The sequence below is a fragment of the Microcoleus sp. MON1_C1 genome (assembly GCF_036701945.1).
In the GTDB taxonomy this organism is placed as follows: Bacteria; Cyanobacteriota; Cyanobacteriia; order Cyanobacteriales; family Microcoleaceae; genus Microcoleus.
This window is the reverse complement of the sequence record NZ_JAUBRO010000002.1, coordinates 39,841-53,228: the sequence shown is the minus strand read 5'-3', so window position 1 is coordinate 53,228 and position 13,388 is coordinate 39,841. Positions and strand designations below refer to the sequence as shown.

The window sequence follows — 13,388 nt, the reverse complement described above, 5'->3', positions numbered from 1 at the left end:
AGTTGTTTATAGTTGAGTCTTACAGGAAAGTGCTACGTAAGGAAGCGCGACTGTGAAGGTTGTACCGATGCCCATTTTGCTTTCGCAGGCGATCGCACCTCCTTGCAATTCCACAGCTTTTTTAACAATTGTTAATCCCAAACCGTTACCTTTAATCTTCCCAGTATTCTTGCATCGGTAAAACATTTCAAATATTTTCCCTACTTCAGTTTCTGGGATGCCGATACCTTCGTCTCGGATGCGGATAATTAGTAAGGGAGAATTAATATTGGTAAAGTATGAATTGGAAAAGAAAGAGTGAGGAGACAAGCAGAAAATAGCTTCTTTGTCTCCTTCGCTTGCTGGACGGCATTCCAATTCCAAGGTGACTTGCCCGCCGTTGGGGGAATACTTGATGGCGTTGACGATTAAGTTAGAAATAATGCCGTGCAGCAATTGTTGATCTAACATCGCGCTGGTAACATCGGACGGGATTAATGTTAGTTTGTGTTTGGCTTCATTTCCTAACTGCAATTGATCGAGCAAGTCTTGACAAAATTCGACTAAATTTATCGGTAATGGATTGCATTTGAGTTGGCCTGCTTCTGCTCGACCCATGAACAGCATATCGTCGATTAGCTGGTTCATCTTTTGGGTAGCTGAGTGCACCAGCCGCAGGGTTCTCACTTGGGATTCGTCACTGCTGCGAGTTCGATCGAGCTTTAGCAGTTCCGCAGAGATTAAAATCGCGTTGAGCGGGTTCCGCAATTCGTGAGCGGCCATTGAAATATACTGGTTTTGGCGGTGCGATTTTTCTTCCATCGACTCTCTGGCTGCTTCCGCAGCTTTGAGAGCTTCTCGCATCTTGGTTTCGATTTCGTGTCTGTGCAGGGCAATCTCGATCGCCACCCGCAAATCATTTTGTTGAAATGGTTTGATAATATAACCGAATGGGTCTGTAAGTTTCGCTCTTTGCAGCGTTTGATCGTCGGCATAAGCTGTTAAAAATACTGTCGGCACATCCCTATTAATTCGGATTTTCTCGGCCGCTGTCACCCCGTCCATGTCACCTTTAAGCACGATATCCATCAACACTAAATCGGGCGGGTTTTCTATTGCTTTTTGAATGGCTTCTTCTCCTGAAGAAACTGTAGCTGTTACTGCATATCCCAGTTTTTTTAATCGACCTGCTATGTCTTGGGCTACAATAACTTCGTCTTCTACAACCAAAACTTTTATAGAGTTCATTTTTACTTAAATGCGCCGCCGATAATTTAACTCTTTAAAAATTAGATTATAGCAGATGCCACACTGACTGTCAATGGCAAGCGTTCCCTCTAATTGGTACGCCAACATTTTCACTAATCGCAATCCTAAAGTTTCACTATTTTCTATATCTAAATCTGCCGGAAATCCGCGACCGTTATCTTGAATAGTTAAATGAAATTGGTGGTCATTTATTTCATGAAATTTAATAGCAATTTCACCTTCTAAACTTAAAACAAAGGCATATTTTAAAGAGTTAGAAACCAGCTCGTTAATAATTAAGCCGCACGGAATAGCTGTTTCTATGTTTAAATAAATTGGGTCAACTTTGAGGTTAAATTGGATGGGAGTGTTGCCACAACCAAAAGATTGATACAAATTAGCAACCAAATTTTCGACGTAGGGGGAAAGGGCGATCTGATCGAGATTTTCGGATTGATAAAGTTGCTCATGAATCAGAGCCATTGAATGGATGCGGGTCTGGCTTTCTTCAAATAAAGTTAGCGTAGCTTCGTCTTCAATGTATTGAGCTTGAAGTTGCAGCAGGCTAGAAATTATCTGCATATTATTTTTGACTCGGTGGTGAATTTCTTTGAGCAATACTTCTTTTTCGCGGAGTGCTGCTTGAATGCGGGCCTCGGTAAATTTGCGATCGCTGATATCTTCAGCAATACCCGCGATGCGGTAAATTTTGCCCGATTCGTCGTAAATGGGAAAAGCTCGATCGCATAACCAGCGCATTGTGCCGTCTGACCGAAAAAACCGATATTCGGTACTGGTGGATTCGCCCTGTAACACTCTCCTAATTGCCTCTTGCAACAAAGGTTTATCCTCTGGATGCACCCACTCCATGAATTTTAAGGGGTCGGCATACAATCCTTCGCGACTGCGCGCCCAGATTTGGTCGTAAGCTGGACTCAGATACAATAAATCGGTGAACTCAGCAGAAATTAGCCAGAAGCAATCTTGGCTATTTTCTGCTAACTGGCGGAAGCGTTCTTCACTTTCGCGGATGGTTTTTTCTGCCTGTTTGCCTTCACTTATATCTTCTGCAATGCCAACGATCCGGTAAACTTGACCAGCTTGATTTCTAATCGGAAAAGCCCGATCGCGAATCCAGCGGATTTTGCCGTCCGGCCTGACAATTCGATATTCTATCTCGTCTTCCGACGCAATTCGTCTAGTTAAATTAGCAATAACGCGCTCGCGATCTTCTGGATGGAGGGAATCTGCAAAAAAGCGCCCGTTAGCATACAAATCAGCGCAGCTTCTGCCCCAAATCTTTTCGTAACCCGGACTGATATAAATAATTTCCTGGGGTTGAACGTTTACCATCCAAAACACGCTTTCAATGTTTTCTGCTAGCTGTCGGAACCTTTCTTCGCTTTCTTTCAGCGCTGCTTCGGTTTTTTTGCGATCGCTAATATCGCGCTGGACGCCAAAATACCCGACGATTCGGCCGTGGGAATCGTAAATGCAAATATAGTCGCCTTCCACCCAAATTATATCCCCGTCAAACTTGCGATTGTCATTTTCGATATGAATTCGGCCTTCATCAAAAAATTGCTTGATTATCTCTCTGCAGCCAGTAAAGTTGTGGGAGAATAAAGAGTCAAGCGTGCGGCCAATAAACTGTTCCCTAATACCTCCGTATTGAGCTATCAAAGCATCATTCGCCTTGGTTACCCGCCCGTTAGCAAACACGTAATCCAAAACTTTTTTTTTGTCAACTGTATCGTCCCAGTGCACGGGTTCGTCCAGCATTACAAAGAAAAAGCCATCTAAAGATTGAGAAAAAAACAGTTCTAGCTGTTCCTGGCTTTCCCGCAGAGCTTTTTCGGCGCGCCAGCGAGAGAAAATTTCTTCCTGCAATTGAGCGTTTGCGGTTTTCAAGTCTTCAGTGCGCTTTTGATATTTAATTTCTAGCTGATTTTTGATTTCTTCGAGCGCTATTTCTGCCTGTTTTTTTTCGGTAATATCTTGAGTAACGACCATTCCTGCAAAAATTTCTTCCCGGTCGTTTTTGACTGGAGCAATTGTTGTTGAATAAATGCGATGGCGGTATTTATATTCAAAAGTATTCTCTTTTCCTGCCAAAGCAGCGCGATATGTAGTCTCAAAAAGGGGCAAATCTTCAGGTGAGGATACTTCCCACAATGTTTTGCCTTCCAACTGTTCTTTGGACAAACCAACTACTGCCAAACCTTGACCGTCAACCAGAGTATAGCGCAAATCGCGATCGAATAAAAACACCGAACCATTCGGATAATGTTTGATGAGAGTTCGGTACATTTCCTGGCTTTTTTCCAGAGATGCGATTAACTGAATGCGATCGTCCTCGGTGATATCCAATTCAGTTACGGAACCCGAAAAGCCAGCATTCTCGACTGCTTTGAGTTGTGCTTCTAATTTCAGGCACAATTCTCTCTGCTGCTGCAAATCCTCTTCAAGTTGCCGAATTTTTGCTTTTTGCTCTGCTACTAATGCTTCGCAGGTTTCGAGAGGTCGATCGATCTTGGTAGGATCAATACACATAATTGCTGTAGGTTTGGCAGTACAGGCTTGAGCTTTTTCAAGTTAATACTAACAAAGCTCAAGCCTACACTGCCAACTTAATTAGCCAGAATCTTTTTCGACTTCTGCCGAAAGCCTTCTACCTTTATTTAGGAACTCCCGCCGTCAAGACTTCATGGCTGTCAAATGTCACCAAAACATCATCTTCAATTCTCACGCCAATACCGCGCCATTTTTCAGGAACCTCCGGCTGTCCTTCCACGGGTTTAATATAAGGAGAAATATAAATACCCGGTTCCACAGTCAGCACTTGTCCTGCCTGCAAAACTTGCGGATTTTCGCCGTACTGATAAACGCCCACATCGTGCACGTCCAATCCCAGCCAATGACCAGTGCGGTGCATATAAAATGGCTTGTATTTCTCTTCTTTAATTATCTCTTCAATGTCCCCCACCAAAAGTTTTAAATCCATTAAACCTTCCACCAACACGCGCACCGCTGTTTCATGAATTTTGCTGTAAGGATTTCCGGGATAGACTTGACTAATTGCCTGCAATTGTGCTTGCAAAACTAAGTCATAAATTATCTGTTGTTCGGCTGTAAATTTGCCGCTAACAGGAAAAGTGCGAGTAATATCGGCGTTGTAGTAGCCGCAAGCACAACCGGCATCTATTAGCAGCAAATCGTTTTCCTGCATTTGCCTGTTGTTTTCGATGTAGTGGAGGACGCAGGCATTGTAACCGGATGCAACAATTGAAGGGTAAGCGGGAGTGCAGCCATTTAAGCCAAAAGTATGTTCTATTTCAGCTTGAATTTCATATTCGTATCTGCCCGGTTTGGCGAATTCTTGGGCGCGGTTGTGCGCTGCAACTGAGATATTAGCCGCTTTTCGCATTAATGCTAATTCAGTTTCGCTTTTCACCAGCCGCATCGGGTGTAAAATAATGTTGGAATCTTCGATTGCTGTGGGACCTGTGCCGCGTTTCGGGTAGGTTGCCATCAAGCGCTGCCAGTGATTGAGGACTGTTTGATCGAAACTACGATCGCGCCCGAAGTGATAGTATATGCGATCGGCTTTTTCTAAATATTTCGGCAATTTTTCCGCAAGTTCGGCGATGGGGAAAGCTTCATCCGCGCCGTACAATTCCTTAGCGCCTTCTACTCCGGCGCGATAACCGTGCCAAGTTTCTTTTTCCAAGTCTTTTGGCTGCACAAACAACACAAATTTGTGTTCTTCGTGGTGCGGCGCGAGCACTGCTACCGCCGCAGCTTCGTTGAAACCGGTCAAGTAGAAAAAGTCGCTATCTTGTCGGTAGGCATATTCTACATCGTTGTGCATGACAGCAGCGGGGGCGCTGCGAAATATCGCCGTCCCGCTGCCAATTTTTGCCATTAATTGTTCGCGTCTTTGCCGGTATTCGGTGGGGTTTGTCATCCGATTTTAGATTTTAGATTTTAGATTTTAGAGTGAGTGTAATATTAACACTCGGCGGTTGAAATCGCTGCTTGTCAGACTTGCACCCGCAAGCCCAGGGTTGAAGATATAGGCGAGCGGTTTTTTTTCAGGGTATACTTATTTATTCTATTGTTCTGCGATCGCCAATTTACAAGTATAGTCAACCAGCCGAGACAAAGATGAGTTGCGATCGACTAAAGTCCATCTCGGATCGAAATTAGACCAATTTTCGCCATCTTCGCTAACTCGGACGGTTCTAAACTGTCGCTGCTGGCAGTTAACTTCCATTTGCGCCAACAATTTCTCGTTACTAAACTGTTGAGTTCCTAAAATAGTTCTGACTGGATAAGAGGGAGCACCGGGAATATCGGATTTACTTAATTCAACGCTGCTGGGGTCGATGCAAATATCTACAAAACATCTTAATTTTTCAGCGCGGGCGCTCAAAGTATTGATGGAAACAAAAATCAAAGTTGCTATTAAAAAAAATGACGAATTCTTAGTATCTAGGGCAAATGTAGTATTCATCTGCGTTAATTGGCGTTTAGGGGCGGTTTAATATTATTGACAGTTTAATAAAAAAGTAGGGACGTGGCAATAGTGCCACGTCCCTACTTTTTAAAGACACGGCAATGCCGTGTCCGTAATCTTTAAACAAGTCTTAAAGCTGAGGAACGTATTGTTCTTTTTCAGGAACAAAAGTGTATTCAGAGACGATTAGGCGCAACTCTTCGCCGTCGATGGTTTCTTTTTCGATCAACAAATCGACTAAGCGATCGATCACGGTGCGATTTTCGCGAATAATTCGGCGGGCGTCGTCGTAGCAGTGATCGACAATTGCTCGAACTTGTCCGTCAATCCGAGAGGCTATTTCTTCGGAATATTCCGATCGCGCTGTGTAGTCGCGGCCGAGGAAAATTTCGCTTTGCTGAGCTTCCAGGGCGATCGGGCCCAAGGTAGACATCCCATAGCGAGTCACCATTTGCCGCGCCATGCCGCTTACTTGCTGCAAGTCGTTGCCGGCACCGGTAGTTACTTCGGCATCGCCAAAAACTACTTCTTCGGCTGCGCGGCCACCCAAAGCACCGCTAATCCGGGCTAAAATTTGCGATCGAGAAATCAAACCTTGGTCTTCGCTGGGCATGAACCAAGTCAAGCCGCGGGCCTGTCCGCGAGGAACTAAGGTAACTTTTTGAACGGGATCGTGGGCTTGAATGATTGTACCGACGATCGCGTGGCCGATTTCGTGGTAAGCAATCAAGCGCTTGCTCTTGCTGTCCACCAAGGGAGTGCCTTCCATACCTGCTACCACGCGATCGACTGCATCGTCAACTTCGAGCATCGTAATCGCTTCTTTGCGGCGGCGGGCGGTTAAAATAGCCGCTTCGTTGAGCAAGTTAGCCAAATCAGCGCCGGTAAAACCAGGAGTGCGGCGGGCGATGGCGTCCAAAGAAATTTCCGCAGACAGCTTTTTGTTGCGCGCGTGAACTTCCAAAATTTCCAAGCGGCCTTTGATATCCGGCGTATCTACAGTAACTTGGCGGTCAAAACGTCCCGGACGCAGCAACGCTGAGTCGAGCACGTCGGGGCGGTTGGTGGCAGCAATGATGATAATGCCAGTATTGCCCTCAAAACCGTCCATTTCCGTCAGCAACTGGTTCAGGGTTTGTTCCCGTTCGTCGTTACCGCCGCCGATACCGGCGCCCCGTTGGCGACCGACTGCATCGATTTCATCGATGAAGATGATGCAAGGAGCATTTTCTTTAGCTTTCTTGAACAAGTCCCGAACGCGGGAAGCGCCGACACCGACGAACATTTCAACAAATTCCGAACCGGAGATGCTGAAGAAAGGCACGCCGGCTTCGCCTGCGATCGCTTTTGCCAGCAAGGTTTTACCGGTTCCGGGAGGGCCCACTAGCAGCACGCCTTTGGGAATCTTCGCCCCGACTGCGGTGAAGCGTTCGGGTTTTTTGAGGAATGTCACCACTTCTTGTAGTTCTTCTTTGGCTTCCTCAACGCCTGCTACGTCGTCGAACAGTACGCCTGTTTTAGCTTCCATTTGAAAGCGAGCTTTGGATTTGCCAAAATTCATGGCTTGGCCCGGGCCGCCGGGAACGTTGCCACCGCGGCGGAAGAGGAAAAACAGGCCTCCTACTAACAAGAGGGGAAATACTAGATTGCCTAAAAGTCCCCAGACAGCACCGTCGTTGCGTAGTGGGTGAGTGTCGAAGCTGATTTTTGAGTCTCTGAGCCTAGAAACCAGTTCCGGGGCATTTGAGGGCAAATCTACCCGCCACCGCTGCTCGTGATTGTCCAGTTCGGGATCGACTGCTAGGACAATAGCCGTCCGACCTCCGTCGTAAAGGTCAACGCTGGTCACTCGACCGGCGTTTAAGTAATCTAAGAATCGACCGTAGCTCAGGCGGGTGCTGGCGGTGTTCTTGCTCATTTCTGCCGGGGATGGGGCAAAGGCCCCCTGCCACAAGAAAAAGCCGATGACTAAGGCGGGTAAAGTCCAAAGTAGTATAGTTCGCCAAGAAATTTTCATAAATGCGGATGCCTTGAATTGGGGACAGATCGGGTAAGATCGCGGTGTCGGAGAAGTGCGACAAAAGTTTACACTCAGAATCTTAACTAAATTTAACTTAACAATGCACTCTCAGGCAACAGAGCTTCGACCACGATCGCTCCAGAAAAAGTTAGGTTAGTTACGGTAAGGGCGATCGTCCCGAATATAATGTTTGGTGCTGATTTCGATACCGATCTAGGTAGAGTTAGAAGAATCGCCGCAAAACCCACTGTCTTTAAGCGTGGCAGTGTCAAGGGATAAGGCATGATAATGGTGAGGCTCAGTGAGGTAACACATTTCAATGACAACTAGACAGCTTGTTCCTAATTCGGCTATGCTGACCCAGCAGACTAAAGTCGCTTCTAACAAATCGATTATTAGTGCAGATTTGGGTCGGACGGCAACTAAAGCTTGCGTGAGTCGCAACCCGAGTAGCGTTGTTTTCATCCCTGCCAACGTGGCTACTATGCCCGTGGAAAAGGTGCGGGGTGGCAGCTTTGAGTCGAAAGCAACAGACCCTCTGTTGGATATGTGGCTGGAGTACCAGGGCAAGGGGTACGCGATCGGTCAACTGGCGGCAGATTTTGGCGCTAATCTCGGTGGCGCCGACCAGTCGAAAGTAGTAGATGCTTTGGTTAAGGTCTTTTCCTGTGCTGGATATTTCCAGATGAAGGGCGAAGTAGCAGTTGTGCTGGGTTTGCCGTTTTATTCGCAGGATCAGTTTGAGAAGGAAAAGGAAGAGATTATCAGCCAACTGCGCTCTCCCCACGTTGTGGTGTACCGGGGCGAGCGTGTGGATATTAACATCAGTCACGTTTGGGTGATGCCGGAAGGGTTCGGCAGCCTGATTTGGTGTGAGGCTCAAGATAACAAGGAGTTTACGCCGGAGTTGCCCGAACTGTCGGTGGCTGTTGTTGATATCGGACACCAAACTACCGATTTGTTAATGGTCGATCGTTTCCGGTTCGCCCGGGCGGCTTCTAAGAGCGATTCCTTCGCAATGAACAAGTTCTACGAACAAGTTGCCTCAAAGATTCCGGGAGCAGACCCTCAATCGCTGTCTTTACTGGAAGCGGTGAATAAACCCGAGGGCCAGCGTTTTTACCGTCCCAGAGGAGCGACTAAGCCGACTAATTTAGATCCGATTATTAAGGATTTGCGGGAGGCTTTCGCTAACGAACTGTCCGAACGTTTGGTGCAGTGGCTGCCGGAACGTGTGACGGATGTGGTTCTGACTGGCGGGGGCGGCGAGTTTTTCTGGGAGGTTTTGCAACCTTTGCTTAAAGACGCCAATCTTAAGGCTCACTTGGCTCAGCCTTCCCGGAAAGCTAATGCTTTGGGACAGTTTATTTATGCTGAGGCTCAGCTAGCCACGATAAAGTAACGCATTAAGGCTTGAACCCTATGGCACTGTGGGCAAAAAATAAGGCGAATTTCTCGGTGGCGTTTACGGAAGATGCTGCGGATCAAACTTTGCTGGCCGCTATTGAAAAAGAGTTGGCTTTCACGAAGTATCAGACTTTCAGCAATCTCTGCAAGCAAGCTTTGTGGCAGTTTTTGTCTGTATCTGAGTCTGCTAGCTCTACACAGAGCTTTCAGCGGTTGGAACAGCGTATTGCTGAACTTGTGGTCAAATTTGCTGAGTTTGAACACAATGTTTCGGCAGAGGAATTAAGCCGTTTGGAGGGACTGGAACATCACCTGAGTCAACTCAGCGCGCAGTTGGATCAGTTGCAGGGGACTGTTAACAGTAAGTTTGCTCAAGTTTCTTTTGCCCAAGTTTCAAAAGTAGTAGAGCCTGGCCCGATTGAGTCTGAATCTGTGGCGGATGATAATGTAGTGTCTGATGCTGAAGTTGCTCCTCCTCGGAATTCCGATCCTTTGTTGGAGCGTTTAAGTTCTTTGTTACCCCAAGATTTCTAAAATGAGGTAGACCTAGGCTAAAAAGCCTGGAGATGTAATGTTAGTGGCCCGCTGTTGGCAGCCGGTACTGAATACAGAAACAAAGCGATCGCTCTTTTGAAAAAAAAGGGCGATCGCTTTGTTATTGCCGATTTTAGATTTTAGATTTTAGATTTACTCATTTTTGTCTATACCCTTCCCCTTATTCGATTAATCCTAATTTTTGTAAGCGCAAACGAATGGCACTAGGCTGTCGCTGAAATCTCTGAGCTAATTCGTCAATTTGTTGACCGCTAGCATATTCTTTCTTCAAATTTTCGTCTTCATCCTGACTCCACTTGACATAAGCTCTGGGATATTTCTGGCGAATTTTCTCATTCGGGGTTTTAGGTCGATAACCATTCTTTTGCTCGCCATTCAAACCAGAACCAAACTGTGGGTTAATTTCTCCACCCCGACTAGCTACCGCCTCCTGCACGCGGTTGGGAATCACAGCAATTTCTTCAGATAGCTGAGCCAAAGCATTGTCTACTTTTTGCTGAAGTTCTGTTAGCTGCCGCTGCTGCAAACTCCCCCACTGCGGCAGTTCGTTGATAAACTGCTGCAAGTCCAGAATTATTGTGGTCAAAGTTTCGACTTGTTGCAACTCCGGCCGCTGTTTGAATTGGCGGCTGGTTAGTTCGATCTCGCTTTGAATCATTTTAATAGTTTTTTCTAAAATTATTAGTCGCTGGCGCAGGTTCTCAATTGCGGAAATGAGAGAGTGTACGTTTTCTCCAGGCCCAACATTGAGATTTTCGCGAGATGTTTGAGCAACAGCTTCGTCTAAAGCATTTACAGCAAGTTGCAATTCCTCGATCGCGCGATCGGTAGTAGCTGCTTGTTGATTTACGCGATCGAACGTGGCCGCCGTACTTGCTTTAACTTGCCCGTGCAACTTCTGCCGGTTCACAAAATTCAACACCAACGAAATCACTACAGGCACTTGAGCATAAACGCTCTGCCCCCAAACCAAACTAGCAGCCAATCCCACAGCAGAGGCAGCAAGAAAAACCAATTCAGCAGTTTCTAACAAATTGCTGGACGTGGGATTTTGGATTTTCGTTTGTGAATTGGATGATGACATAGGCTAATACCATTTTAGATTTTAGATTTTAGATTTTAGATGTGGAATGACTGATGAAGCTCGGAATTTGGATCGCGGGCCTATAGTTGCATTATTTTTTTCAACAGGTACAAGTATGCGGATAACAATAAAGTACGCGAGCGCAGCTATCCGGTAGGGAATCGCACGCAGGCGTCGAATTGAGTAATGGTGAAAAACCAATTAAGTTTTTTATTGACAGCCATGTAATTAAATATATTAAAGCTGCAAAATTAGTCGAGCTAAAGTGAAATAAATCAAGACCCCGAGGACATCAACTGCGGTGGTAATAAAGGGAGCAGACATTAAAGCGGGATCTAAACCCAAAGAACGAAATAGAAACGGCAGAGCTGAACCGGCAATAGAAGCTAAAATTGCGATCGCAAACAAACTCACTCCCACCGCGAGTGCCACTGCTAAACTCCCTTGCAGAGTATAAGCCCAGCCCGTCGCTACAGTCCCCAATATACCTCCTAGCAGCGCTCCCGCCATCCCCTCCCGAACAATTACTTGAAACGGGCCCATTGCTGTAATTTCGTCAGTGTTCAAACCGCGAATTACAACAGTTGAGGACTGAGCTCCGACATTGCCTCCAGTGCCAGTCAGCAGGGGAATAAAGGCTGCTAAGGCGACTACTTGGTTCAAAATATCTTCTTGAGCTCTAATAATTGCGCCGGTGACAGTATTAGTTAAAAGCAGAACAAACAGCCACACGACTCTTTTCCGGGCAACGGTAATTAAATCGGTCTGAAAATAATTGTCGCCGCCGGACTGGACGCCGCCCAAGGTATAAATATCTTTGGCTGCTTCTTGTTCTAAGATGTCGATCGCGTCGTCAACTGTAATGATGCCGACCAGCCGCTGTTCGCGGTCTACAACGGGCACAGCTAAAAAATCGTAACGCTGGATCAGCCTAGCTACTTCTTCTTGATCCGTTCCTGTTTGAACAGAAACTACGTCGCGGGTCATAATTTCGCCGACAGTTTTATCGAGGGGGGAAGTGACTAAATCCCGCAAGGATAAAATGCCAGTCAAGCTGCGTCCGGCGTCGGTGACGTAAAGAGAATAAATTGTTTCGGTAGTTCTAGCCAAAGAGCGAATTCGGTCTAAAGCTTGGGCGACGGTAAAGCTTTCTTTCAGAGAAATATATTCCGGGGTCATGATCCGACCGGCGGTACTGGCTTCGTAACCCAAAAGTTGAGCCGTAGCTTCCCGTTCCGTCGGGCTCAATTCACCCAACAGGCGACGGACTAATATTGCCGGCAGTTCGTCAAACAGTTTAGCTCGATCGTCCGGGGACATTTTGTCTACAATATCAATGACTTCTTGGCGTTTGAATTTTTCGCAGAGGGACTGCTGAACGGTGGAGTCGAGATATTCGTAAACTGCGATGGCTTCGTCTTTGGAAAGCAAGCGGAAAGCTATTACTTGCATGGTTTCTGGCAGGCCTTCGATAGCTTCAGCTATGTCTGCTTCCTGCACCGGGTGCAAAATCGCTTTTGCTCCTTTAAAGTCTCCTTCTTCCAACAGGGCCCTTAACTGCGATCGAACTAATTCCCGGAGTTCTTTTCGCGCGTAGGTGGGTAGAGAAGACGATTGATAATTTTTTTCTGTTGTCACTGATGACCCTCCTAAACCTGTGCTGCGCGCCTTCCTGAATCCAGTTTAGAGCCTATTGACGCCACTGGTTGCAGTGGTCATCACACTTGCCCTGACAATATCCGCAGCTTATATGAAATCCGGCTTAAATACTCCTTTGTTTCTTAGTCGCTCTCAGCGAGGACGAAAGTTGGACTTTTGAGCGATTTCCATCGTCGAGTCGGAGCAAAGGGTTTTTAACGCGGATTTAGTATTACCCCTCTCCATCGGGTGCGCGCGAAGCAGCTTAGCCGCGTGGGTATTAAATACATTTATCTCGATCGGCGACACTCATTGCTAGGAAAGGAGAATTGCACCCGCTCACTTTTTCCAACAGGTTCGTCGAACTTTGATTGCGAATAAAATTATTGACTGTTTCTTTCCATTCAGTGTCGCTTACTGGCAAGATTATGCCGTAGGAAATGCAGGTTAAAGGCTGCTGCTGTATAAGAGAATATTGGCTTTGAGTTACACCCTGTCTCAGCGCTTCTGGGACTAACAGCATCCTGTCGCTGGCGAAGGCATCGGTTGTTCCGGATACCGCATCTTTTACACCCGACTGTCGGCCCGTGATACCTTCATAAATTGCCTCCGAATAGTGTAGAATTTTCAAAAAACAGAGGTGACATTACAAGGTTTGTAACAATGTGCCTATTGTGGGATAAACATTCTTGGCGCTCTAACTTTTATTACGGAATGTTTAAATTTGTATCTTTTTCTTAACCCTTTTATATTATTTACCAAATATTTATTTTTTTCTCTAGGGTCTTGTTATGGTTGCTTCAAGCGAACTTACAGCACTTTGCAACAAGAGTGAAATACCCTTAGTTATAAAAATAGGTCTGTATGACCCACTGCCCCTGCTGCTCGAATCAAATGCTGCGTCACGTTGGCCAGCATCAAATCTACTGGTTTTGTCG

Annotated in this window: 10 protein-coding genes; 2 read left to right on the top strand and 8 right to left on the bottom strand. The window is 46.2% G+C overall.

Annotation, left to right across the window (positions count from 1 at the left end):
- Positions 1–6: 6 nt before the first annotated feature.
- From QUA62_RS01450 to ftsH2, 5 genes are all read right to left on the bottom strand, one after another.
- On the bottom strand, positions 7–1,227 hold the full coding sequence (locus tag QUA62_RS01450; RefSeq protein WP_333402072.1) for an ATP-binding protein: 1,221 nt from the start codon (positions 1,225–1,227) through the stop codon (positions 7–9).
- A 6-nt stretch (positions 1,228–1,233) separates the two neighbouring features.
- Complete coding sequence (locus QUA62_RS01445; protein ID WP_333402071.1) at positions 1,234–3,780, bottom strand: PAS domain S-box protein; 2,547 nt, start codon at positions 3,778–3,780, stop codon at positions 1,234–1,236.
- A 124-nt stretch (positions 3,781–3,904) separates the two neighbouring features.
- On the bottom strand, positions 3,905–5,194 hold the full coding sequence (locus tag QUA62_RS01440) for an aminopeptidase P N-terminal domain-containing protein (protein WP_333402070.1): 1,290 nt from the start codon (positions 5,192–5,194) through the stop codon (positions 3,905–3,907).
- Positions 5,195–5,341: 147 nt separating this feature from the next.
- Entirely contained in the window at positions 5,342–5,743 is a 402-nt protein-coding gene (locus QUA62_RS01435; protein WP_333402069.1) for a hypothetical protein, read from the bottom strand.
- Between the two features lie 133 nt (positions 5,744–5,876).
- Complete coding sequence (gene ftsH2, locus QUA62_RS01430; RefSeq protein WP_190736779.1) at positions 5,877–7,763, bottom strand: ATP-dependent zinc metalloprotease FtsH2; 1,887 nt, start codon at positions 7,761–7,763, stop codon at positions 5,877–5,879.
- Between the two features lie 322 nt (positions 7,764–8,085).
- On the opposite strand from ftsH2, the gene QUA62_RS01425 reads away from it, so the two are divergent.
- Both QUA62_RS01425 and QUA62_RS01420 read left to right on the top strand, forming a co-directional pair.
- Positions 8,086–9,168 (top strand): ParM/StbA family protein, encoded by a 1,083-nt coding sequence (locus tag QUA62_RS01425; protein WP_190655682.1) that lies wholly within the window; start codon positions 8,086–8,088, stop codon positions 9,166–9,168.
- Between the two features lie 20 nt (positions 9,169–9,188).
- Complete coding sequence (locus tag QUA62_RS01420; RefSeq protein WP_190655684.1) at positions 9,189–9,707, top strand: hypothetical protein; 519 nt, start codon at positions 9,189–9,191, stop codon at positions 9,705–9,707.
- Between the two features lie 181 nt (positions 9,708–9,888).
- Here QUA62_RS01420 and QUA62_RS01415 read toward each other — a convergent pair whose 3' ends face one another.
- The 3 genes from QUA62_RS01415 to QUA62_RS01405 form a co-directional block, all read right to left on the bottom strand.
- Entirely contained in the window at positions 9,889–10,812 is a 924-nt protein-coding gene (locus QUA62_RS01415) for a hypothetical protein (protein WP_333402068.1), read from the bottom strand.
- Between the two features lie 237 nt (positions 10,813–11,049).
- Entirely contained in the window at positions 11,050–12,450 is a 1,401-nt protein-coding gene (mgtE, locus tag QUA62_RS01410; protein WP_333402067.1) for a magnesium transporter, read from the bottom strand.
- Between the two features lie 280 nt (positions 12,451–12,730).
- The gene (locus QUA62_RS01405) at positions 12,731–13,081 is read right to left on the bottom strand and encodes a hypothetical protein (RefSeq protein WP_333402066.1); all 351 of its coding nucleotides are present in this window, start codon (positions 13,079–13,081) and stop codon (positions 12,731–12,733) included.
- Positions 13,082–13,388 lie beyond the last annotated feature (307 nt).